This is a genomic window from Desulfuribacillus stibiiarsenatis, assembly GCF_001742305.1.
Classification (GTDB): domain Bacteria; phylum Bacillota; class Bacilli; order Desulfuribacillales; family Desulfuribacillaceae; genus Desulfuribacillus_A; species Desulfuribacillus_A stibiiarsenatis.
Map to the genome: position 1 here is coordinate 24,034 of NZ_MJAT01000007.1, position 24,621 is coordinate 48,654.

Consider the following 24,621-nt stretch of genomic DNA (forward strand, 5'->3'; position numbering starts at 1 on the left):
ACTACACCTCCATGACATAGTCAAACAACATATAAGGAATTACTAGAAAAATCACATCAAACACAATCATTAAATATAACCATGAACTAAAAGCTTCAAAGCCCTGCCCTTGAAAAATGAAGCTTGTACTTTGCACACCTGCAATAATCAATGGAACGGATACAGGGAACAAAATAATTGGCAAGAGCATATCACTCATTCTTGAATTAGAAGCTAAAGCTGCTAAGAATGTACCTATAGCAATAAATCCAATCGTACCTACTAATAAAACAAGAGAAAGCAGTGCTACGCTTCCTTGGAATCTGTAATCAAACAATATAAAGAATCCTGGAACGATAACAATTTGTGTTAGTAAGACAAAGATTAGATTACTAATGAATTTTCCTAAAAATATCATCGTACGATCACTTGGGATGAGTAATAATCCTTGCATACAATCATTACTCTTCTCCATAGTAAACGAGCGATTTAAACCTAAAATTGATGAAAATATAAGTGCAACCCAAATCATCCCTGGCAATACCTTTTGCAATACATCCATACTCAGGTCAAACGCAAAGCTAAATATCACAATTACTAGACCGCTAAATATAAGCATTGCACTAGTCATTTGCTTAGTCTTAAATTCCATGATTATATCTTTACCTATAATTGCTTTCAGAGCACTAAGCACGCGTCACTTCACCTCCAACAAGTTGTAAGTAAAGCCGCCTAAATTCATCTGAACGGATACCTGTAGAGATATCGTCATAAATAATTGACCCTTTTGCTAAGACGAGTAGACGATTACTCAATGTTAAAGCCTCTTCATAGTTGTGAGTTATCATAAATAATGTGCGTTTTTCATTATGCAAAGATTGTAAAACATCATTTAAAATTTGTATCGCTTGTTGATCTAACCCCGTGTATGGTTCATCTAGAAATAATAATGACGGGCTATGTAAAATTGCCCGTGCTATTGATAGTCTCTGTTGCATTCCTCTTGAAAATGTTCGTACTGGATCATGGATATATAGCTGTAATCCTACATATCTTAATACCTCTTTAATTCTACTTTCTAAATTCTTCACTTCATAGGCTTGCCCGTAAAAGCGTAAATTCTCAAGAGCAGATAAGTTATCATACAAAAATGTATGATGACTTATCACTCCGATTTCCTTGCGCAATGCTACGCTTTTATCTTTAGCAGACTTCCCGTTTATTGTGATAGAACCAGTTGTTGGAGGAGTTGCTAGAGATAGCAATTTAAAAAGTGTACTTTTCCCAGCACCGTTGGGCCCTAGAACTGTTACAAATTGTCCCTCAGGGACTTCAAAAGATACAGGGTGTATAATATTTTTGCCACCAATGGATTTCGATATATCTTTTACTGCTAACATGTAGAACCTCCCCGGTTCACTACTCGGTAAATTCTTTGATTTTCAACTTAACTGCAACTAATTTCTTCTTATATACTTCACGGCGCTTTGTAAAATCTGCTTCATCCATTTCACCACTATCATACTTAAATTGAAGTTCTGTAATTTTCTTCTTAAGTACTGACTCTTCTTTATACAATCTTAAGAACACATCGTCTTCGTTAGACTGATTACGTTCTTTCGCCATTTTTTCTTCCCGTGCCCAACGATAGAAGTAATATCCAATGCTAAACACAAGTAGAGCGATGAATAGACCCGTCATTAAATGTGGATCAAATCGTGCAAAAGCAGAGTTATTCCAAAAACGAATATGTCCAGGATTATGAAACCCATCATAGCCTTGAGCTAGACGGTTTCCTTGACCCTGCGGATTTAACGATACTGCAGATTGTCCCTTTTCTATATTCAAAGTAATTACGTCGTTACTAGGAATGTTAGAAATTACATGATAATTGTAATTTTGATTATCTACCGTAGTTGTACCTGTATCAACAAATCTTTCATTCGTCACTTTAATGCCACTGGTAGCTAACGCAAATACATTTAACATTTTCACAGGATGTTGTCTTTCAAACGTATATTGCAAAGCTTGTTCCGAACTTAAAAAGTAGTTAATTACAAGCTCAATACTACGATCTGCTGGAATCTGATGTATAATTACCACTTCATTGTCAATGACCTCGTGATTTATCGTACCAGTATCTACTTCTACCGTTACATGTTGCGCATTGTCAGGCAGTGGAAAACGTATGACTGGATTGTCAACAGTAGATACGATTTCTTCACTTGAAATGTTCTTGAAACTGACCATATGCATAAACGATATGATATTGTCGCCTTTTTGATCTAAGACGATATATTCAACTTCAAGAGAAAGGTTTTGCTCATTCGCCATAGCGAACGAAGACAATAAGAGTAGTAAAGAAAATGTAAGGATTGTTATAATCTTTTTTATTTTCATTATTTTCCCTTTCTCCTTTTATCTAATTCTGCCTCGATTTCTTGTTCTAATTCACGCTCAATCTCTTTCTCAATTTCTTCTTCCAGTTCTTGGTTTACTTCGAAATGCTTCGTCTCTGATTCTTCTTGTTTTAGTAAAAGCATAGCTTCTACTTCATAATCTTGCTTTAATGCTTGATAATCTTCTTCTGAAATTTTCTTCGTTTGGTAGTCGAATTCGATTTCATTTAATGTAGAGAAAATTGCTTCCTTCGCATCTCTCTCATTTATAACTTCTGTTCTTGCTTCCTCATATGTTCTTAATGGCTTTACTATCCAATAGAAGCTAACCATGAGTAATATTCCTGAACCAACTAGAACGATACCTAATTCCATATTCACACACCCTTACTGAAATTGATGTTAATCACGATATCTCGGTACATAGTTTCCGTATCTACCAGGCCATACCGCAAGAATAGTTCCAAGTACTACGATATAACCGCCATACCAAATCCATGCTACTAGAGGATTTACTTTTACTTTAAATGTAGCGGTACCGTCATTTTCCCATCCACTTAATACAACATATAAATCTTCAATTAAAGTAGAATGAAGAGCCACTTCAGTGCGAGGTTGATGCCAAGTTGGATAGAATATCTTTTCTGGTTGTAACTGCATTAGATATGATCCGCCTTTTTCTACTCTAAGGTCAGCATATACTATATCATTTACGCCTTCCTGCACCTGTTCTAAGCTCTCATAAGTTAATACATAATCTTTAATAGTAAGACTTTCCCCAAACGCTAAAGTCTTTAATTCTTCTGTATCATACATGTTTGATGCAACAATACCGACAGCCATTAGGATGATACCTATATGAATGATGTAGCCACCATATCTTCTACGACTACGAGTAATAAGTCGGTAGAATGCAGTAAATACGTTTTCACGAGTCATTTTCATTCTAGCTCTAGTACCTCTGTAGAATTCAATAATATGAATAATTAATACAAACGTTATGACAGCATAAGAGATAATTGCCCAAGGGTTACGAATGCCATAAGCAAATAGAGCAGCACCAACAGTAACTCCTAGCAAAGCAGGAATTAAGAAGTTATCTACTAAGTTTTTAATCGTTGATTTTTGCCATGCAATAAGTGGACATATTCCCATAACTAATAACATTGTTAAAAGAATCGGACCATTCACTCTGTCGAAGAACGGTATCCCTACAGTAACACGTGTGCCCTGAATCGCTTCTGAAACGATTGGGAAAATAGTACCCCAGAACACAGCAAATGCTGCCCCTACTAATAATAAGTTGTTCAATAAGAAACTACTTTCTTTTGATAGTAGTGACTTAAATTGGCCACCTTCACTAAGTGTTTGTAAATTGTTGATTACGAAGTAAATTGAAATCGCCATCATAAATACTAGGAATACTAGGAAGTATGAACCAATATTCGAATCGGCAAAAGCATGTACAGAAGTTAAAACCCCACTTCGTACTAAAAATGTTCCAAATAAGGTTAAACCATAAGTAAGTATAATTAATGACATGTTCCATATTTTCAACATGTTTTTACGTTCTTGAATCATAATTGAATGCAAGAAAGCTGTACCAGTTAACCAAGGCATGAAAGATGCATTTTCAACTGGGTCCCATGCCCAATAACCACCCCAACCTAACTCAACGTATGCCCATTGAGCACCATAAAGGTTTCCAAGAGTTAGAAACAACCAAGCGATAACCGTCCAACGTCTAGTCATCTTAATCCAGAAGTCGTCAACTGCTTTCGTAATTAATGCTGCCATTGCAAAAGCAAATGGAACAACGAATCCAACATATCCAATATATAAAGTTAATGGATGGAATACCATACCAGGATGTTGCAGCATAGGGTTTAATCCAGACCCTTCCGTAACTGTTGGATCAGGATTTAATGCAAATGGGTTTGCTGTAAAACATAGAACGAAGAAGAAAAAGATTTGATTTAACAAGAACATAATCCCAACATAAGGAAGTAGTTTACTGTTCTTTAATTTCGGAGAAAAAATGATGAAAAAAGTAAATAGTGATAATACCCATCCCCATAACATGAGAGAACCAGCGTTGCCAGCCCAGAAGGCCGATAACTTATACATCATAGGTAAATCTGTACTTGTATACTTATAAACACTCAGTACTCGGAAATCACTAGTTGCCAATACATAAAACAGTATAGATGCAGCGACCGTACTTAAAAGAGCAATAGATTTTATTGCTCCTTTCGCACTATTAATAAGCTTGTAATCTTCGTTTTTAACTCCGTATAAAAATGCTCCAAAACCATAGATTGCTAACGCTAAAGAAATCAGAATTGCAATATAACCAAGCTGTGCGATCATTGAATAGTGCCTCCTATTATAACTAAAATAACCAATGCTACTATGTCTTTAAAATCTTAGTAATCCTTTTGCACACCATCAGGGTGGCCGCCTTCGTATTTAGAAGGGCATCTTGTCTTTAAACGGTCTGCTACGAAAACCTGCTGATCCGTATCATATTTACCTTCTAAAATAACGATTACGTCACCTTCAAAGTTGTCAGGTCGGATACCTTTGTGTAATACATTCATTACAGACCCTTCATGAGATACTGCAAATCGTAGTTCGATAGCTTTAGAATCCCAAGTAACCGAATCTTGCACTAAATCTCCTGTAGCTAAAATGTATTTGCCGTCAAACTTCTCTGGTGTAGCAACGATTTCACTGATACTTACCTCAACACCAGTAGCACCAGGTGTAGCAAATAATAACAACGAAAATACTGCAGTGATAATAATAAACGAGCCAATTAATACTTTTTTATTCATCAGCATATCCCTCCATTAGTTATGTTAAACGTTTTTTTATTCTTCTTCTAATAGTGACCGATAAGTTTCTTCGTTAATTTTGCCTTGTAATAATAGTGATCGTAATTCTCTTCTACGGGATTGTTGTTCATCTAGAAGTTGATCAAATTCAATTTCCTTCCCATCGTCAACAATCATATGCCTATTATGCTTATTGCTAGATGATATCGTTATCACTGAGTAGCCAATAATGATCAGAATTAGCGTAAATATGATTAAGCCAATAAAGTCAGGATGAATTGGCATCTTCCAAAACTCATAATCGAATCTATCATTACTTACGTTAGTCGGCAAATTGTTATGCTTCTGGTATTGAACATTTAAATTGACCGGCTTTGTTTTGCTAGTATCATTAAAAATGAACGAATATACTTCAACATTCTGATTGATCGTAAAATGTCGGATATATTCTGGGTGTAAATGATGATTCGTTGATGAGTTCGGCATATGAACATCAATGTAAACAATAGGAATGGTCTTATCTGTGTGAAATTGGAATGTAAAATCCTTCAATCCATTCTCTCGAAATTCAATTGGGTTATAAAAATATTCAATCATAAACGAGTATTTCTCGTTAATACCAATTGGTGCTGAAGGCTTCCATTTTAGATGCTGATCAACAATTTCATTGGGCTTATATACAATTCCTCGGTCTGTTTCACAAACCATACTTAGCTGAAACAATGGTTGATTGGTCGGTATCGGCATATAAATGTAGTCTTCATACACAGTGTCCGTACGGTTCACAAATTCCCCATAATAACTTATAAGAACGCTTGGCATACCAGAATCCCAGGTTTTCGGTGTTTCGAATTCTGGTAATACTTGAACAAATAGTTCATCTAAAGACAATGCATTATGGTATGGTGATTTTCCTTCAGGTAGTTGAAAGGCTGTCGTAGACATTGGATAAAGGATCAAAAGTGTCGTGAGTAAGCACATTGTAATCTTGTGCCTCATAAGCGCCTGCGGCAAAATAATCACCTTCTCCTAAGTAACATCTAAATATATACAGTTTCATCTCAATCTATATTAATGTACTATATATTCTATAGGTTATACGCCAAATGTGAAAAACTTGTGAAGATTTCCAAAGTGTCACAAAGGTGACACAACTTTGTGAAAATACAGTGGCAAATCCGTGTCAAAAAAATAGAACATATGAATTTGCAGAAATCATATGTTCTAAAAATGTTTTATTCGTTTGGAATTTTATGCGTAATTTATATCTTCTTATCATGGTATAGAACTTCTAAATTCCCTTCATTAGGGCAAAAAATCAGTCCATGAACTAGTATATCTTTAGGAATTAAAGGGTTTTCCTTAATCTGCTTTACAACCTTTAAAACATTACCCGCAGGATCGTGGTATGCATCGACCCAAAGATCCAACTCATCTTCAATCCTTCGAATAGCTTCAATGGCAATGCCTCTTTCTAGCATTTTCTCCTTTAAAATTTCTGATGAAGTACTTGCCATGCCACAATCGTGATGTCCGATGACAATCACTTCTTGGACTCCAAGTTCAAATATGGAAATCAACAGACTTCTTATCGTCTCGCCAAAATCTCCAGCTATAATATTGCCTGCATTCTTAATAATCTTAGCTTCGCCCCTACGTATACCTGTAGCTTGCTCTAAAAACTCAACTAAGCGAGTATCCATACAAGTTAAAATCGCGAGGTTTTCACTAGGTTTCTTTGATACATGAAATGATTCTAGAACTGTTCCACATTTGAGTTGATCTTTATTTACAAATTGTTGATTATGATTCATGATTTTCGTTAGTGTCGTCAAATAATCACCCACCTAAGCGAATATGTGATGCTGCACTGCATATTTTATAATTTCCTGTTTGGCATTATCTAAGTCGTTCGCGTCTATTTCATAGAAGCCACCTGGATATTGATTGCTTTTAAAAATGTATCTAGGGTCATAATATTCTATCATTAAAGCTTGTACTACAGTTTTTATATCTTTTTTTATTATGGCATCTTGTATACATTCCACAGTGCCCAGAGGTAGTTTTTTCTTTAAGAGGCTTATTGGTGCTTGAATTTCATTTAATAGTTGGTCTACAGTATAGGTACTCTGATAGTCCTGTATAATTCGATCTACTCTCTTTTCAATGCATGCTGTCAAGTATATATGCTTACCATTATGTTTAGCATCCATGAGAGCATCAGGTATCAACACCTTACCAATTCGCTTACTTTCTGCTTCAATAATATAATAGCTAGTATCCCCAATTTCCCTAATTCTTTGCCAAAGAAGTGATTCAAATTGTTTTTGATTGTTTGGTGCCTTTAGACCAATTGATCCGAAAGAAGACCCTCGATGACCAGCGAATTCTTCAAGATTTAACACGGGATATCCTTCTGCTTGTAATTCCTTAAGAATCACTGTTTTCCCGACACCAGTCATTCCATGCAAAACAATAAACGTCTTCTGGAATACATTGCTTTGCAATTGATTGACTACATGTTTTCTATAGGCTCGATATCCCCCGCATATGCGATATACTGGAATTCCAAGTAAATCAAGAATTACTGCTATACTTTTACTTCTCATACCACCACGCCAACAATAAATCACGATCGTATGTGTTTGAGAAATTTCTTTTATTTCTTTTACAATGGCTGGTAATTTAGCTGATACAATCTCTAAGCCAAGTTCTTGGGCTTTTTCTGGACCAACAGATTTGTATATTATACCGATACGACTTCTTTCCTCGTTATCAAAGATAGGTATATTGATTGAATTAGGTAACGCCCCATTTTCCCATTCGATAGGCGCTCTAATGTCAACAATTTTAGCGTTACTTATAGTATGTAGCTCTTCTATACTAATATCTATATAAGGCATATTTGTTCCTCTCACTATGTACAGATTCTGATTATGAAATGTAGGATTCATTGGATTCATTGCATTCATGGATTCTTTATTAGTATAATATATTATAATGAAAAATCGAGGTGTTGTCATGAACTACTATCGTGGAGCTTTTGGCGGTGTCATTTCGCTAGATTATATGAAGAAATATTCGCCCGTCACTTTAATTATAATTGCAGTAAATGTCATTATTTTTTTAATTAGTAATGTATTAGGTATTCATAGAGATATCATTTCCTTAGGTGGCATGGCGCCAATTGAATATATTTTTCAGACGAATGAATACTGGCGCTTCCTTACTTCTATGTTTATTCATAGTAGCGTCATGCATCTAGTGTTTAACATGGTTATCCTCATGCATGCTGGCGCATATTTTGAACAGAAGAATAAGTCCAAAGAATTTCTGCAATTTTATATATTCACAGGACTTTTCGTATCGTTATGCTCAGGACTATTTGTTGACGGTATTTCTGTTGGTGCGTCTGGTGCTATATTTGCATTATTAGGCTACATTTTATATTATGATTTACTCGCACGCAAACGTGGGTACGGATCCAACAGTATCATTCTTCCGTTAGTTGTTGTTAACGTTATCATAACGCTATTGATTCCACAAGTAAGTACTGTTGGTCATCTTTCCGGCCTATTCATAGGATATTACATTCCCCTATGGTTAAAAAAATAGATACATAAAAAACGAGACCCGCTGGGTCTCGTTTTTTATTATTATCGCATTACAATGGATATTGTACTTTATTCGATTCACCAATGCTGATACAAGATAAATCTAGTTTCGCTTTCTTTTCAAGTTGCTTCTCTAAGAACCCTTTAGCAAACTGCGGGAACATAATGTATGATAGTAAATCTTCTGGCTTTTGCATCACATGAGCAATTTCAGCTTTTGAAGATTCTAATTGTGGTTCTAGAAGGTCAGCTGGACGCACAGTAATTGGAGTTTCATCACCAATAATCTTCTTGCGCACTTCCTCATTTACTTTTCCTGGAGGTGCCCCGTATTGCCCCTTCATATATGCCTTTACTTCATTTGTTACAGATTTATAGCGTTCTCCACTCAGTACATTCAAGACCGCTTGTGTACCAACTATCTGACTAGAAGGTGTGACAAGTGGTGGGTACCCAAAATCTTCACGAACTTTTGGCACTTCTACGAATACTTCGGGTAGTCGATCGAGTGCATTTTGCTGCGAAAGTTGTGTGATAAAGTTAGAAATCATCCCACCTGGGATTTGATATAAGAGTACGTTAACGTCAACAGTACTATCACTTATATCAAACTCTTTGTAATCTTTCCTAGCTTTCTTGAAATATTCTGCTATCAAAGAAAGTTTATCTAGCGCTAACCCAGTATCGTATGGAGTCCCTTGTAATGATGCGACCATCGTCTCTGTAGCTGGCTGGGAGGAACCTAGTGCCATTGTTGAAATAGCAGTATCAAATACATCAAGACCTGCCTCAACAGCTTTTAGATACATCATAGAGGCCATACCACTCGTATAATGAGAGTGTAGCTGCACTGGTAGCCCTATCTTCTCCTTTAACTCCGAAACAAGCTCATAGGCTCCATAAGGACTTAAGATTCCTGCCATGTCTTTAATACATATGGAATGTGCCCCAATTTGCTTGAATTCCTCAGCTTTTTTCAAATAATAGTTAAGGTCATGTAGGTCACTAATCGTATAAGAAAGTGCTAGTTGTGCATGGCCACCTTCTGCAATCGTCGCTTTACATGCTCTCTCCATATTACGTGTATCATTTAACGCATCAAAAATTCTTAAAATATTGATACCATTACCAATTGCACGTTTCACAAATTCATCGACTACATCATCTGCATAATGTTTGTAGCCTACCAGATTCTGTCCTCGTAATAACATTTGTAATGGAGTCTTCTTAAAAACCTTCTTTAGTGCACGTAAACGTGCCCACGGGTCTTCGTCAAGAAATCGCATACAAGTGTCAAAAGTTGCTCCACCCCATACTTCTGCTGAATGAAAACCTATTTCTTCGATTTGTTCAGCAATTGGCAACATGTGCTCTATCTTCATTCGAGTAGCTAAAAGGGACTGATGTGCATCCCTTAATGTCGTATCTGTAACTCCAACGCGTCGATTTTTGTCCATTTTATCACTTCCTTTAACCGAATAATGCTAACAATACTCCTGCCGCAATAGCGGAACCAATGACACCGGCGACATTTGGACCCATAGCATGCATAAGTAAAAAGTTTTGAGGATTTTCCTTTTGTCCAACTACTTGAACAACCCTAGCAGCCATTGGTACGGCAGATACACCTGCAGCACCTATTAATGGATTGATTTCACCTTTCGTCCACCAGCACATCAACTTTCCAAATAAAACACCAGATGCAGTACCTATACAAAACGCTAGTAAACCGAGCGCTATAATTCCTAACGTCTCAACCGTTAGGAAATATTGAGCAGATGCTGTTGCTCCTACACTTAAACCTAGGAATATTGTAATAATATTAATTAACGCATTTTGAGCTGCGTCTTTTAAACGTTCTACAACTCCACTTTCCCTTAAAAGATTCCCAAGCATTAGCATGCCTATTAACGGAAGAGTCGTTGGCAATAGAATGCCTATCACAACAGTAACCATAATCGGGAAGATAATTTTCGTGCGTTTAGACACTGGTTTCAATTGAACCATTTCAATCTGGCGCTCTTTTTTAGTGGTAAGTGCCTTCATAATTGGCGGTTGAATGATTGGTACTAATGCCATATAAGAATATGCGGCAATTGCAATGGCACCAAGCATTTCTGGCGCTAGTTGACTTGTTAAATAAATGGCCGTCGGGCCGTCGGCGCCACCTATGATGCCAATCGAAGCAGCTTGCCTCGGATCGAATCCAATAAGTATTGCTAGAATAAAAGCACCCATAATTCCCATTTGTGCGGCAGCCCCTAATAGCATTGTTTTGGGATTCGCAATCATTGGGCCAAAGTCTGTCATTGCACCAATGCCCAAAAATATAAGTGGTGGAAATATTCCGAGTTTAATTCCCTGATAAAAATAATATAATAGTCCGCCCGGTTCCATAAGGAATTGTCCACCAGGAATATTTACCATTAGTGCGCCAAAAGCAATCGGAAGTAGTAATAGCGGCTCATATTTCTTGGCTATTGCAAGATATAATAAAACAAATGCTATAGCGAGCATGACAAGGTTTCCCCATGTGACAACAGCAAAACCTGAGTTCGTATATAATGTAAGTAATCCTTCTAAATTCATAGAGCCACCTACATTCCAGCGGTTTCAAGTACCAATAAAGTTTGCCCAGAATTCACTGCCTCACCATTTTTGGTAAGAATCTGAGTAACTTTTCCTGCTACAGGAGATTGTATCTCTGTTTCCATCTTCATCGCTTCTAGAATGATTAAGTTCTGCCCAGAATTAATAACATCCCCGACCTTTACTTCTACACGCAAAATCGTACCCGTTACTGGAGCTTTTATTTCTTTTCCTCCGGATACTCCTGATTGAGCCGTTGGTGCAGTTGGAGAGTTTTGGTCAGAAGCTTTTGGAGTACTATTCACTGTTGGCATCATCGTAGGTGCTATAACAGTAGGAGCTGCAACAGGATTTGAAGGTATGTAGGAAGCTACACTGGTAGATTCGTTTGAACCACCTAATTCTTCTACTTCTACCTCAAAGGTCTTTCCTTCTACGGTAATTCTAAATTTTTTCATTCACACTCTCCTTCCTAATAGTTTTGTTCCAGTCGACTTTGCAGTTTCCAGCTAGTCATTGTATCGTTTTTTGCTATGTTTTGAGGCAATGGACGAATCGAGTGAATGCGCAAGCTCGTTCCTAAGTAAGCACTGATTGCAGCAGTAATGATAGCAACCTCTCTAGGTGTAATATCGCCTGCTTCGCTCGATGAATCATTTTGATGCATTTCTATTTGTGTTTGTTTCACTGCCTCTACTTGCTCAACTTGGTCAGTACGCACATTGTCTCTACGTTTTTCCAAAGAATTCAAGAATATGCCTTGTACTCGTATTAAAATAATTAACAGTGCAAGAATCATAAACACTATAACAATACCCAAAACTCCTACCTCTAAAGCCATTATGAGTCGATCCAATATAATCACCCTAATCTATAGTGGAATATTACTTGATTTTCTATTCAGTTTAGCGACCCTTTTCCCTTGAAGTAGATATAGCCCATTGTTAATCGCGATAGCAGTTTCTTCTGGGGAGATTACTTGATCTATATACCCTTTTAACAATGCGCCTTTAGGTGTGGCGAACTCTTCTCTATGGGTATCTAATTTCTCTTCTCTAAACTTTGCTGGATCTTCATCAGAAGTAAGTTGATTATAATATAATAGACTTACCATAGCTTCTAAATTGGCTGGTGCTATCTCTGCTTTTGGCCACGCATAGACTAGATCTGCCCCGACCCATTTACTACCCATCGCTAACAATGAACTCCCAAGAGCTTTACCAGAAATAATTGTAATCTTTGGTATAGTAGACTCACTATACGCATGAACTAGTTTAGCAACTTGTTTACTAATACCCCCTAATTCCTGACTAACACCTGGCAAAATACCTTGTGAGTTTACAAGTGATACTATCGGTATGTTGAATGCGTTACAGAATCTAATGAATCGAACAGCCTTCCCTACACCTTGAATCTCAAGCAGCCCGTCATTTACGTTTGATTGGTTCGCCACAATGCCGATGGTTTGTCCAGCAATGCGCGAGAACCCTATCAACATGCTTTTGCCATAATTGTACTGAATCGGCATAAATGATCCTTGATCAGAAATAAAACGTACGACTTGTTCTGTGTCATTGATATCTTGACCATCAAATTTTTCGATTCTTGGCATTGCATCAACCTTCTGTGCTTCTGAAAGATGATTACTTGGCAGATAAGTTACTAAATCCCTTATGGTTTGGAAGCATAAAGATTCGTTATCTGTAACCACATGAGCGGTTGCAAGAATTTGTTCCTGAACATCTGCATTTGCCATACTTTCTACGTCTAATATTTCACCTGTTAGGTTTTTGGTGACGTGCGGAGTATTGCAATACGTCTTACTTAATCCTCTGACCGCTACTAAATAATCAACAAGCGGTGGAATCAACGCTGCAGTACCTATACTTGACCCTAATAATCCCATTATTCGAGGAACAATTCCAGAAGCTTGGGTTAAACTTTGTACAATTTGACCGTATCCTTCAAGTCCGCTAATTCCTTCCTCTACTAAAATACCGGAGGAATCCCATAACCCAATGATTGGAATACCCGCTTTCGTAGCCATTTGAATGGTTTGTGCAATAATTTGACCTTGACGCTGTCCAATTCCTCCACCATCAGTGGCAAATACACAAACTGTGTTCCCATTGATACTTCCAAAGCCTGCAAATACTCCTTCGACCTGGCCAATGGGGTTAAAGCTATTTGGATCGACCAATTGATTAATTCTTGCTTGTTTTACCATCTTGTTTTCATGGCACCTCCCCTTACCTTTGAATTACATTGAATTACTTTTGAAAAGATTAGATTTCATAAAGTATATCATCACATTTTCATTTCGTGGATAATCAATCTGAAAATAGCCATATATAACTAGTGATTAAATTGTAAAGAGTTCAAACTCCATATCTAATAAATTGATTGACATTACTTTATTTCTTAGGGTTTCTCCCTTGTCTAATAGGACTTTACAAGCTTCCGCTACTTGAATACTAGCAACTACAGCAGGAGTAAACGATGGATTACCTAGTACCCCTTCTATTCCTTTCTTTTCCTTTACTCTTCCATACCACTTCTCTATTGTATGTTCTTCTGGATACTGGGTAGTGACTTGGCCAAACCAACCAGCAATCGCGCCATGTATGAGCGGAACGGATATGTCCTTACATGTCTGAGCTAAATCCAAACGCGTAGAAATATTGTCTAATGCATCAATCACTAAGTCTACATCTTCAAAGTTTTCTTTTCCATTCACTAGTGAATAATAATCAACGATTGGTCGGACCTTTACTGCAGGATTGATTTGTTTCACTCTTTTGGCGGCAACTTTGGCTTTATAGCTTTTTAAATCTTTCACAGAAGATAATACTTGGCGATTTAAATTGTGCTCTTCAAATATATCTGGATCTATTAAAGTTAGTGTGCCCACCCCTAATCGAGTTAATTCTTCTATTACATAACCACCTAAGCCGCCACAACCGACAACTGCTACTTTAGATTGAAAAAGCTTCAGTTGCTCTTCTATTGTAATTGTATTGCGATTCCGTTGATATTTCGCCGGCATGATGCCGTTTTGTAATGCGATATGCTCGATTTTTCTAACAGATACACGACTATCTTTAGCAATCAGTATGTGATCTTCCCATGACAGTAATTTCCCTTTCGAATCTGTCGCAGCTGCTTGTTCTAACCTACCGCGAATAATCTCCATTTGTGCTATTGTTTTGTTATCCATCTTATCCACCCCCGACCGGTGGAAAAAAACATAATACAGCATCATTCACGAGGATTGTATCTAAGTCAGCATCTCTTCCATTCACCAGGATAATCGCTAGATCTTCTTCCTGTATATCAAGGGCTGATGCCACATCTTTTACACTTGAACCCTCAGGGTATTCTTGCACTTCAACTTTGAACCTTTGATTTCGTAAAGTGGCGAATAATTTTATAGTAATTTGCATGTTGATCACCTCTCCATACGTAAGTTATGGACATTGTATGAAGCCACGGGCCCATAAACAATCCCCACAAGATGGTATTCCTCCATCACAGTCACTGTCAGCCCGAGTGACGTTATCACAACCGTTAATTAAAATGCAATCTGGACAAGAAGGATATAAATTATTTGCTACACGATAGCGGAAATGCATATAATCATTTTTGTTCCAGATATCTAGTATCGATTGATTTCTAATATTGCCAAAGTAAAATGGCAACACTTCTTTTTTGCGATTCATATAAAGCTCTGTACATCCGTGTAAGAAGCGATAACAACTGGCTATATTCCCTTGCCAGCTAATCACTAGACTTTTCTGCTCTACGAAATTACATGTTCTTTCTGTATTAAGAGAGTTTTTAGGAAAATCAACAGTAATGCGATGGCGCAATGCTAGATTCCGTACCTTTGCGAAAATCTTATCATTTTCTTCTGCTTCTTCTGGGAGGCATAAATTTTCGTGCAGCATCGTCTCTGATGTAGGCATAAGATGACTAATCATTACATGATCCACTTGGCATTTAGCAGCTAGTTCTATTAATGGTAGTAGCTGATCTTTATTTTTGCGCTGCCAAACTGTTTCCCACCACCAAAGGATTTTCTTAGCTTTCATAGAGTGGCCTAGACTTTCTAATTTATCGTTCACGTAACCCGCAATCTCACCCCGCACAATTCTTTGGGTAACAGCCTCAGCGCCATCAACTGATACTACAATTTTCTTGACACCTAATTCGTATAATCTATCGATGTCTTCAACAGATAAAAGCACTCCATTAGTTGTCAAAGTTATATCTACTTTTGGAACAGTCCGATGGAGCTCTTCTAGCATCGCGTAAAACTCGCTATGACTCATTGCCTCTCCTAATCCACCCAGAACAATCTCTTGCAAATTTACTAGTTTCGGTAATTCTAATATAATCTTATGAAAAGTCTCCGAGCTCATTTCCCCTTCGGATGTATGCCAGCTATGTCGATAACACATAATACACGTCAGGTTACATAAGTTCGTAAGTTCGATATATAATTTGCGAATATACGTGTTAGGTTTAAATACTACTTCCCACTCTTGATTATGAATCGGAGTATACATTCAATACCTCCTTAATGAAAAGAGGACTTCCTAGAAAGCCCTCCCTTAATTTCTAAACTCTTAATATTTAATCTATAAACCAAGACCTTGTTTTTTCTCCTCTGTCGGAACACCATTCTCATCCCAACCACGAGCTTTGTAATATAACGGTAGCATTTCTGCTAATCTACTTACATTACCTTTAGATGGACCGCTAGAAATTTCTTCTTCTAGTAATCTCTTAGGAAGAGTATCGTCCTTTGACGTATATCCTTCTTGCATATTAAATAATCTTTCCACATTCCAAATGCGGTCTCCAGTAGTTAATAAATCATCTACAGTAATGTTCTTGCCACTTACAGCGTTATAAAGATCTACATAATCCTGAGCACTTAATGCAAAAGAAGTAAATAAGCATAGCCCTAAGCTATCAATGACAGCCGTTAGGTCTTGGAATACCTTCGCCCATTCAGCCTTACCTTCTATAGAGAATCTATCTAATTTCTCTGGAATTCCTAAAATTTCAGGAGATACTAAGTATCCACGTACGTGGCAGCCACCACGATTCGATGTTGCATAATTCAATCCAATACCTTGAATACCGCGCGGATCGTACGCTGGTAGCTCTTGCTTTTTCACGGACATAGAAAGCTCAGGACTGCCATACTCTGCACATAAGTTCGCAGAACCCATTGCGAGCTTAGCCCCTAGACCTTCTCCTAGACCCATTTTTCTCGTCCATTCTACAATCGCTTCACTACTACCCCATTCTAGGGCTGGTCCATCAACTTCTTCAGGCTTTATAATTCCACGTTGTACTAACTCCATTGCAGCAGCAATAGTAGCACCCGCTGAGATTGTATCAAGGCCCAATTCATTACACATTTTATTCGCTTTTAAAATAGCTGTTAAATCGGATACTCCACAGTTTGAACCATATGCCCATACGGATTCATATTCTGGTCCTCCGCTTTCGTCGCCATCAAACTTACAATAACGTCCACAAGCAATAGGACAGCGGAAACAAGGGTCTTTACGCTCTAAATACTTTTCAGCGAGTTCTTCACCTGAAATTTGATCAGCTTCATCAAAATAGCTTTCTTGGAAGTTATTCGTCGGCAATGAACCGTTCTCGTTAATGATATTTACTAAAATTGCAGTTCCATACGCAGGTAAGCCTTGCCCTGTAACACCATTTTCACGAATTTTCTTCATGATACCGCTAATAACTTCTTTATATTTATCTGCATCTGCAACTTCTACTTTATTCGTTCCTCGAACTACGATTGCTTTAAGGTTTTTAGAGCCCATTACAGCTCCTACGCCCGTTCTTCCAGCTGCACGATCTTTCTCATTCATAATCGAAGCGATGCGTGAAAGTTTCTCTCCGGCAGGGCCTATTGTTAGAACTCTAGCCTTAGCATCTCCAACTTCCTCAAGTAGCTCATCGGTAGTCTCAGCTACCCATTTACCCCAGTACTTATCTGCTGGCCGAATTTCGATTTGGTCATCGTTTATGTAAATATACACAGGCGCACTTGCTTTACCTTCAATAATCACCATATCGTATCCAGCAAACTTTAATTCAGCGCCCCAGAACCCACCGGAGTTAGAAGATGCAATCGTGTTATTTAAAGGAGATTTCGTTACAACCATATAGCGACCTGCAGTAGGCGCAGTAGTTCCCGTAAGTAAGCCAGTAGCAATAATCAATTTGTTCTGCTCGCTTAGCGCGTCGATTCCCGCTGGAATTTCCTCAGCAATTAATTTCCCTGCTAATCCTCTGCCTCCGATAAATGCAACTGCCTTTTCCAATGATAATGGTTCAACGTTCACTGAATTACTTGATAAATCTACACGTAATAACTTTCCTTGATAACCATTCATCCATTTCATCCCCCCAATAGATTTAAGTACCCTCAGTACAATCTATTCGAGATTAAGACAAGTTATCCTTCATTTTTTTGTGGAATTTTAAGATATTTTTCAAATATTCAAACTATTAAAATGGATATATCATAGGTAAAGTTAAAATCATAACAATACCAATTACAATTTGTAGCGGTAAGCCAACTTTAACGAAATCACTAAACTTATAATTCCCTGCTGTCATAACCAATGCATTCGTAGGTGAAGCTACAGGCGTTGCAAATGCCATACTTGCTGACACCGCCACTGTCATAAGAAAAGGTAAAGGATGTACCCCAAGACTCAAAGCTGTGGTAATAGCAATCGGTGCAAAAATCACTGCAGTTGCCGTGTTACTAATAAATTGACTGAATGCTGTGGTCATAATGTAGAATCCAGCAAGTACAGCTAACGGTCCGTATATGCCTATTTTCTGTATAATAGTCTCTGACAGAAATGCAACTCCACCAGTTTTCTCAAGAGCCGTAGCCATCGGTAACATGGCAGCAATTAAGATAACACTTTCCCAATTAATGGTGCGATACGCGTCATCCATATTACGAACACAACCTGTAATTAACATAAACATGGCTGATATTAATACTGCTATGACAGGTGGCACGATTTCTAAAGTCATTAAACCCAACATAAATAGCATAATCAGTGCTGCCATCGGAGCTTTTCCGCTAGCGGCAGCCATACTCGCATGCTTACTTGTTTGACCGAGGACAACAACATCCTGGTTGTCTTTAGAAAGCAATTCAATGTCTTTCCAATTTCCTTGGACTAATAAAGCATCTCCAAAGAGTAGTTTCTTCTTCGAGACGTCTTTCTGAATATAATGACCTTTACGATTAATGCTAATCACATTCAGGTTGTATTTTTCACGGAAGTGAATCTCTTCTATGGAATGATTGACTAAGTTTGAATTTGGCGTCAATAAAACCTCAGCAATTCCTATATACTTATTGATTAACTGTTTATGTATAGATCCAGTTTCTATAGAGTTTGGAGTAATGGTATCCTCTAACTTTAGTTGGTTCTCTCGACATAATATCTTTATTTGATCTAACGCGCCTTGCACATATAAAATGTCAGATTCTTCAATGACCGTGGCTGGTCCAGGAATAATATTCGAATAACCGTTATAACCATGAATCACTGCTTTACCTGTCGTATGTTTTCTTTCGATTCCTATTACACTAACACGGTACGTGTTCGGTAGTTTTAATTCTGCTAGCGATTTTCGAATCATTTCTGACTCTGGTGAAATCGTTAAGCGATAGATATTACTCTGCAGATGATACGAATCTATTAATTCATCTAACGATAAATCAGCACCACTCGCTGAATTTTGAGGATTTTTATCATTAGGTAGTAAGAAGTTTCTCACTAGAACGATAAATATTATTCCTGTAAAGAGCGCAATCGCACCAATAGGAGTAAAGTCAAAAAAAGACAAGCGTCCATATCCATATTGAACAAGCGTTTGACTAATGACTAAGTTTGGGGCTGTCCCAATTAACGTTAATACTCCACCAAGACTACTTGCATAAGCTAAGGGAATAAGGAACTTAGCTGGGTTAATTTTTAGTTCGAAGGATAGTAACACAACGACTGGCATTAAGACCGCTACAGTTCCTGTATTACTAATGAAAGCACTCAAAAATGCAACAACAAGCATAATCATAATTAATAGTTTGGTCTCATTATTTCCTGCTACCTTTAATAGTTGCTTCCCAACTACGCGGGCTAATCCAGTTTGAAATATGCCTGCACCAACAACAAAAAGTCCCGCAATCATGATAACTATAGGATTGGAGAAGCCGGCTAGTGCTTCCCCAGTCGTCAATATGCCCGTTAAAGTCAATGCTAATAAAGATCCTAAAGCAACGATATCTGTGCGAAACCGTCCAAAAATGAATAATACTGTTGTGATCAATAGGATAGTAAATGTTAATATCATTTGCGGATCCACTATTTATTTCTCCCTGCTACGTAATTTTCTGGTTTTTTTTAACCCTTTAGTCGTTTTTCAAGTTCAGCTTTCCTATCTTCATAACCAGGCTTTCCTAGAAGTGCAAACATATTCTTCTTATATGCTTCTACTCCTGGTTGATCAAACGGATTTACTCCTAATAAATAACCGCTAATCGCACAGGTTTTTTGGTAAAAGTAAAGTAGATAGCCTATATAGTACGGTGACAATTCCGGAATCATAATTGTAAGGTTCGGTACATGCCCGTCAGTATGGGCTAACATAGTGCCTTGCAGTGCTTTGTAATTAATAAAATCTAAAGACTTTCCTGCAAGATAATTGAGTTCATCCGCATCTTGTTCCTTAGCTTCTATGACTATTTCACGATTTGAGGTTTCAACGTATACAACGGTCTCAAATAAATTTCTTAGACCATCTTGCACATATTGGCCCATAGAATGTAAGTCAGTCGTAAAGTTTACTGCGGCTGGAAATATACCTTTTCCATCTTTTCCTTCACTTTCACCAAATAGTTGCTTCCACCATTCGGATATATACGTCAAGGAAGGCTCGTATGACGCAAACACTTCTATTGTTTTCCCTTTATTGTAAAGAGTATTACGAATTGCTGCGTAGAGATATGCGTCATTTTTCATAAGATTAGGTGCAAGTAAATCTGCATAGGCATCCTTTGCTCCCTGCATCAATTCCTCTATATTAATTCCTGAAACCGCAATCGGTAATAATCCTACAGCCGTTAGAACAGAGTATCGCCCACCTACATCATCTGGCACTACAAAAGTTTCATATCCTTCTTCGTTTGCAAGTTGTTTTAATGCTCCTTTTTGTTGATCTGTGGTGGCGTAAATTCGGCTCTTTGCAATTTCTTTTCCATACTTGTTTTCTAACCAATCTTTTATTATTCTAAAAGCAATCGCCGGTTCTGTTGTAGTACCAGATTTAGATATAACATTCACAGATACGTCTCTATCTATTATCACATCAAGCAAATCATTTATATATCGTGAACTAATATTATTTCCTAAATAAAGGATTTGTGGAGCGGTGCGCTTTTCTTTTGGTAACAGAGAATAGAACGTATGCTGTAATGATTCAATGACAGCGCGTGCGCCCAAATATGAACCACCGATACCTACTACAATCAGAATGTCGGAGTTTTCTTGTATTCTTTTGGCTTCTTTTAAAATCCTATTAAATTCTTCTTGATTATATTTCTGTGGCAGCTCTAACCAACCAAGAAAGTCATTCCCCTGTCCTGTTCCTTCATGCAACTCCGCATGGCATTTTTCTACCTTTTCTGAATATGCTTGGATTTCCTGTAAGTTAATATAGTCTTTTGCATTGGACCAATCAAATGTCACTCGTTTCACTAATTCACGTCCTTTTTTCCTTTTCTAACGAAATTCTCGATTTAATTTCTAATTCCTTCTAGTTTTAACATACTTATGAGATTTATTTCTTTTTTTAGTATTTTACGTTACCTTTTTTAGAAATTCCGATTTCGATATTTCCCCTGGAGTCGGAAAACCCTTAACCAAGAATATTCCAGCAGCTTGAAATGCTTCATTAATCAATTCTGCGCAATGAAATCGAGTATTCGAATTTATAATTCGAAAGTCAAAGAGTAGATGTAGCCAATGCGTAAACACTTGAAAATAATCATACTTAGTATTGATATGAGCCATTAAGAATTTTGAAATAATTTGCTTTTCTTCCATAGTGAGTGATTTCGGTCGAAATACATCAAAGCTCTCTTCCTGATATTCTAAATGTCGGATGGAAACCGGGAAATACCAGCTATTTTCCATCAGATGAAGCTGATCAAGTACAATTGTGACATGAGAATACGGGGAATTGGTATGTTTTTGAATTAGTTTAGAGATTGGACTTCCTCCACGGACGAGAATTAAGTCAAATGGTTTTAATTCCATAGGAAACCACCCTTCTTATTGATTGTTACCTATCCATTCAACTTATTCCGTGGGAAATCATATTATTCGACAGGAATACTGCTCTATAGTAGTTTTTTGTCGAATTAACTTTCATCAGTGTTCTATTCGGATAAATTATCACAATAAAGAGATACTGAGAATGATGCCTGTATCTACGAATGAGGTGATAATATGAATTCTGGACAGCCAAGATTAAAGGTTGTAGAGGAAAGTAGTACTGGAGGAAATGAGAAGTTTGAAGATACTGTCACAGGTGAGATTCTTACCCGCGAACAAGTAATCGAGAACATTGATAAGTACTCCGATTATCAAGTATTTACACGTAATGGCAAGCAGTTTATTCGTTCTATGCCAGACTTTAATCCAGACAACAATTTAGAATAAAACCTTGATGCAGGTATCAAGCGAAAAGGACAGCCCTTTACCTGTGGGCTGTCCTGGCTTTTTCTTCAGCAGCGATGTTTTCTGTTAGTCAGCAATCGGGTCGCCTTTCGCTTGAATATGCGCGCCGTCCAAGGATTACCTTGATCCTATGTCGATAAATTACTTTAGTGGGCCACGAACTTTAACTTCTTAAAAATATTCCCTTTAGGAAATTCAATAAAAAATCCGGTATATCTTTTGAGACAATCACTTATCGATTGAAAAGATATCCGGATCTCATTAAATAGTTCTTAACATCACTCTGGGTCAATTTCCCTTGAGAAACGGAAAATCGTTGTACCCTGATATGAATGGTAAGTATAAATAAATCACTTAGAATGCTATTAATTTCTTGAATCTCACTAACCAGAATTCTCACCTACTTAATAATTACTTTCAACGTACTTTATTTTCTATTACTAGAAGAATCACTTATCAATTACCGTAATTTAATTAAAAAATATTTCTTTTTCAATTATAGAATTACAGAGTTATATATTTAGTCCTACCCTATGTTTTCTCTATTATCCAAATCTCGTTTCATCTTGCGAATTTTATACCTTTCTATAAAAGTGTTTGTGTAATAACTAATAAATCCAATAGAAATTAAAATCTGAAAAAAAAGCGGATACAACGATAAGTTTTCCCATCTATCGTGTTTCTCTATTATTAGTTCTTCAGTACTAATTTCAACATAATATGTGCCAGTGAAATGCTTGAGTTGTCTTCTAATCGGTCTATTTACATCAAATAGACTATAGGAATGCAATATACTATTATCATTTAAAGCATAACGATTACTTATTAAACCTTTTGGAAAAAAAATATATCGATACTCCGTGGGTGTTTTAAAAACAAATAATTTATTGCCCTTTAAATCCCATTCATTAACTATTTCTGAAGAAGGCCAAATCTCCTTTATAGCTGACTCTAGATTCGCATACTCAAGTCGATATTCCTTGAAATAAAAAATATTTACATTGAATAGCGTTCCAATGGCTAATAACCAAATAATGAAAGTTAATCCTTCAAAGGCATATGTGCCAATATTCCTCATTTCGAACCCCCGTTGGAATAATTTATGCAAAGCCTCTAATTTGTCTTAAAAACTAGAGGCCTTGCACTATAATCATTAATCAAATAGCAACCAAGTATGCGATCTAACACCATTGTATAGTGCTTGAGCAAAAAAATCTTTGAATAATAGAAATGCAATTGTTTCATCTGTCCAATATTCTGGTACGAAACCCAAGTTATGTTCTCCAGTTGTAACACCATATGCATTTCTGATAAAATATTTATCTCCAGCGTAGCTACTACTACCTATTACTCCATTTCTCCTACCCTTAACCTCATACACATTACGTATGGCTGTTACACTATTTGCGATAACGTAAACCACTATTCCACTTGATATAAATACTGATCCCGTAACTAGTGCTTGCCAATACATGGGAGCTAATTGAGGTGTACGTACGAATGCAATGACAGTAATAGCAGCGGATACTGTAAGTCCTAATATCGCATGTAAATCAACATTTACTTCTGATCTATCCACTATTCTATATAAATAATCAATTCTTGCTATGTCACCATGACCAATAGGTGGATTATAGTTAATAATTCCTTTATGAATGTAATTTGACATAAGCGCTACTTCTGGAACAAACATTGAATCTATTTCTTTAATAGATACATCTATTAAAGTAGTTTTTCCTTCGGTTTCTATAGTGACAATGTCTTTATTGCGAGTAGCTTTTGAAACCTCATGAGATCCATCACTACCCGTTACAGTTGTAGTTATTGAGCCCTTGCCATGTTCTATAATACTAGCAGTATAAATTACATCATCAACCGTAAACGTAAACTCTGATACATTATTTTTTGGTGCAGCATTTGCATTAATCGGATATGCAAAGATTGTCGTGAAAATTAAAGCCGAAATTACAACTAAATTAATAAATCTATTCATAACTGCCCATTATAGACATTTCTACGCTTTGAGTTTTAATCATTTATGCCATGAACACTGAATATGCAATTGATTTTCCAAACCTTTCGACAAAAATAGTGGAAAATCCTTCCTTGTCGACATAAGATGTCAATATTCGACAAATAAAAATAACAAAAAGGCTGTTACTCATCGAAATTTTAATTCGTTGAGCAACAGCCTCATGAAAAATAATTTGTTTAGTTCATTGAATATTACCCGAACAAACCTCTTCTTCTAGGCATTGTAGGTACATATGGATCGTATAACCATTTAAATAATGTTCCTTTTTCCAATGCTTCTTGAGGAGAGAATTGTGGGCAGAAAGGATCAAATGGCATTGGTAGAACAGGATAGATTGGCATTACAGGTGTGACTTGCTGT

26 protein-coding genes are annotated in these 24,621 nt (G+C 36.9%); 2 read left to right on the forward strand and 24 right to left on the reverse strand.

The window, feature by feature from the left end:
* Position 1 precedes the first annotated feature (1 nt).
* From BHU72_RS04915 to mnmH, 9 genes are all read right to left on the reverse strand, one after another.
* Positions 2 to 673: a heme exporter protein CcmB gene (locus BHU72_RS04915; RefSeq protein WP_245671859.1), complete on the reverse strand. Its 672-nt coding sequence runs from the start codon at positions 671 to 673 to the stop codon at positions 2 to 4.
* Complete coding sequence (locus tag BHU72_RS04920; protein ID WP_069701527.1) at positions 666 to 1,379, reverse strand: ABC transporter ATP-binding protein; 714 nt, start codon at positions 1,377 to 1,379, stop codon at positions 666 to 668. Before BHU72_RS04920 ends, BHU72_RS04915 begins: the two co-directional genes overlap by 8 nt.
* A 19-nt stretch (positions 1,380 to 1,398) precedes the next feature.
* Positions 1,399 to 2,379, reverse strand: coding sequence for an adaptor complexes medium subunit family protein (locus tag BHU72_RS04925; protein WP_069701528.1), 981 nt, complete (start codon positions 2,377 to 2,379; stop codon positions 1,399 to 1,401).
* On the reverse strand, positions 2,379 to 2,753 hold the full coding sequence (locus tag BHU72_RS04930; protein WP_069701529.1) for a hypothetical protein: 375 nt from the start codon (positions 2,751 to 2,753) through the stop codon (positions 2,379 to 2,381). Before BHU72_RS04930 ends, BHU72_RS04925 begins: the two co-directional genes overlap by 1 nt.
* Before the next feature lie 27 nt (positions 2,754 to 2,780).
* Positions 2,781 to 4,748: a heme lyase CcmF/NrfE family subunit gene (locus BHU72_RS04935; RefSeq protein ID WP_069701530.1), complete on the reverse strand. Its 1,968-nt coding sequence runs from the start codon at positions 4,746 to 4,748 to the stop codon at positions 2,781 to 2,783.
* A gap of 56 nt (positions 4,749 to 4,804) precedes the next feature.
* Positions 4,805 to 5,215, reverse strand: a complete 411-nt coding sequence (locus tag BHU72_RS04940; RefSeq protein WP_176720405.1) for a cytochrome c maturation protein CcmE — start codon at positions 5,213 to 5,215, stop codon at positions 4,805 to 4,807.
* Positions 5,216 to 5,251: 36 nt separating this feature from the next.
* Complete coding sequence (locus BHU72_RS04945; protein WP_176720406.1) at positions 5,252 to 6,160, reverse strand: hypothetical protein; 909 nt, start codon at positions 6,158 to 6,160, stop codon at positions 5,252 to 5,254.
* A 317-nt stretch (positions 6,161 to 6,477) separates the two neighbouring features.
* Positions 6,478 to 7,050: a beta-class carbonic anhydrase gene (locus BHU72_RS04950; protein ID WP_069701532.1), complete on the reverse strand. Its 573-nt coding sequence runs from the start codon at positions 7,048 to 7,050 to the stop codon at positions 6,478 to 6,480.
* A gap of 12 nt (positions 7,051 to 7,062) precedes the next feature.
* Positions 7,063 to 8,118 (reverse strand): tRNA 2-selenouridine(34) synthase MnmH, encoded by a 1,056-nt coding sequence (gene mnmH / locus BHU72_RS04955; RefSeq protein WP_069701533.1) that lies wholly within the window; start codon positions 8,116 to 8,118, stop codon positions 7,063 to 7,065.
* A gap of 97 nt (positions 8,119 to 8,215) precedes the next feature.
* Here mnmH and BHU72_RS04960 point away from each other — a divergent pair, with 97 nt between their 5' ends.
* Positions 8,216 to 8,830: a rhomboid family intramembrane serine protease gene (locus BHU72_RS04960; RefSeq protein ID WP_083248267.1), complete on the forward strand. Its 615-nt coding sequence runs from the start codon at positions 8,216 to 8,218 to the stop codon at positions 8,828 to 8,830.
* Between the two features lie 49 nt (positions 8,831 to 8,879).
* Here BHU72_RS04960 and BHU72_RS04965 read toward each other — a convergent pair whose 3' ends face one another.
* The 12 genes from BHU72_RS04965 to BHU72_RS05020 form a co-directional block, all read right to left on the reverse strand.
* Entirely contained in the window at positions 8,880 to 10,286 is a 1,407-nt protein-coding gene (locus BHU72_RS04965; RefSeq protein ID WP_069701535.1) for an oxaloacetate decarboxylase subunit alpha, read from the reverse strand.
* A gap of 13 nt (positions 10,287 to 10,299) precedes the next feature.
* Positions 10,300 to 11,418: a sodium ion-translocating decarboxylase subunit beta gene (locus BHU72_RS04970; protein WP_069701536.1), complete on the reverse strand. Its 1,119-nt coding sequence runs from the start codon at positions 11,416 to 11,418 to the stop codon at positions 10,300 to 10,302.
* 8 nt (positions 11,419 to 11,426) lie between these two features.
* Positions 11,427 to 11,876, reverse strand: a complete 450-nt coding sequence (locus BHU72_RS04975) for a biotin/lipoyl-containing protein (protein ID WP_069701537.1) — start codon at positions 11,874 to 11,876, stop codon at positions 11,427 to 11,429.
* 14 nt (positions 11,877 to 11,890) lie between these two features.
* Positions 11,891 to 12,274: an OadG family transporter subunit gene (locus BHU72_RS04980; RefSeq protein WP_069701538.1), complete on the reverse strand. Its 384-nt coding sequence runs from the start codon at positions 12,272 to 12,274 to the stop codon at positions 11,891 to 11,893.
* Positions 12,275 to 12,289: 15 nt separating this feature from the next.
* Positions 12,290 to 13,645, reverse strand: coding sequence for a carboxyl transferase domain-containing protein (locus tag BHU72_RS04985; protein ID WP_069701539.1), 1,356 nt, complete (start codon positions 13,643 to 13,645; stop codon positions 12,290 to 12,292).
* Between the two features lie 135 nt (positions 13,646 to 13,780).
* Positions 13,781 to 14,635: a HesA/MoeB/ThiF family protein gene (locus BHU72_RS04990; RefSeq protein ID WP_218076101.1), complete on the reverse strand. Its 855-nt coding sequence runs from the start codon at positions 14,633 to 14,635 to the stop codon at positions 13,781 to 13,783.
* A gap of 1 nt (position 14,636) precedes the next feature.
* Positions 14,637 to 14,861 (reverse strand): MoaD/ThiS family protein, encoded by a 225-nt coding sequence (locus tag BHU72_RS04995; RefSeq protein ID WP_069701540.1) that lies wholly within the window; start codon positions 14,859 to 14,861, stop codon positions 14,637 to 14,639.
* A 24-nt stretch (positions 14,862 to 14,885) separates the two neighbouring features.
* Positions 14,886 to 15,986 carry a radical SAM protein gene (locus tag BHU72_RS05000; protein ID WP_069701541.1) on the reverse strand — a complete coding sequence of 367 codons (1,101 nt, stop codon included), beginning with the start codon at positions 15,984 to 15,986 and terminating at the stop codon, positions 14,886 to 14,888.
* A gap of 72 nt (positions 15,987 to 16,058) precedes the next feature.
* Complete coding sequence (locus BHU72_RS05005) at positions 16,059 to 17,852, reverse strand: aldehyde ferredoxin oxidoreductase family protein (protein WP_069701542.1); 1,794 nt, start codon at positions 17,850 to 17,852, stop codon at positions 16,059 to 16,061.
* A 115-nt stretch (positions 17,853 to 17,967) separates the two neighbouring features.
* Complete coding sequence (locus BHU72_RS05010; RefSeq protein ID WP_218076102.1) at positions 17,968 to 19,851, reverse strand: SLC13 family permease; 1,884 nt, start codon at positions 19,849 to 19,851, stop codon at positions 17,968 to 17,970.
* Between the two features lie 38 nt (positions 19,852 to 19,889).
* On the reverse strand, positions 19,890 to 21,242 hold the full coding sequence (locus tag BHU72_RS05015; protein ID WP_069701543.1) for a glucose-6-phosphate isomerase: 1,353 nt from the start codon (positions 21,240 to 21,242) through the stop codon (positions 19,890 to 19,892).
* A 102-nt stretch (positions 21,243 to 21,344) separates the two neighbouring features.
* Positions 21,345 to 21,803 (reverse strand): C40 family peptidase, encoded by a 459-nt coding sequence (locus BHU72_RS05020; protein ID WP_069701544.1) that lies wholly within the window; start codon positions 21,801 to 21,803, stop codon positions 21,345 to 21,347.
* A 192-nt stretch (positions 21,804 to 21,995) separates the two neighbouring features.
* Here BHU72_RS05020 and BHU72_RS05025 point away from each other — a divergent pair, with 192 nt between their 5' ends.
* Positions 21,996 to 22,208: a DUF3892 domain-containing protein gene (locus tag BHU72_RS05025; protein ID WP_069701545.1), complete on the forward strand. Its 213-nt coding sequence runs from the start codon at positions 21,996 to 21,998 to the stop codon at positions 22,206 to 22,208.
* Positions 22,209 to 22,752: 544 nt separating this feature from the next.
* Here BHU72_RS05025 and BHU72_RS05030 read toward each other — a convergent pair.
* From BHU72_RS05030 to BHU72_RS16500, 3 genes are all read right to left on the reverse strand, one after another.
* The gene (locus BHU72_RS05030) at positions 22,753 to 23,304 is read right to left on the reverse strand and encodes a hypothetical protein (protein WP_069701546.1); all 552 of its coding nucleotides are present in this window, start codon (positions 23,302 to 23,304) and stop codon (positions 22,753 to 22,755) included.
* A gap of 75 nt (positions 23,305 to 23,379) precedes the next feature.
* The gene (locus BHU72_RS05035) at positions 23,380 to 24,219 is read right to left on the reverse strand and encodes a hypothetical protein (protein WP_069701547.1); all 840 of its coding nucleotides are present in this window, start codon (positions 24,217 to 24,219) and stop codon (positions 23,380 to 23,382) included.
* A 233-nt stretch (positions 24,220 to 24,452) separates the two neighbouring features.
* Positions 24,453 to 24,602 (reverse strand): spore coat associated protein CotJA, encoded by a 150-nt coding sequence (locus tag BHU72_RS16500; protein WP_083248268.1) that lies wholly within the window; start codon positions 24,600 to 24,602, stop codon positions 24,453 to 24,455.
* Positions 24,603 to 24,621: the final 19 nt, after the last annotated feature.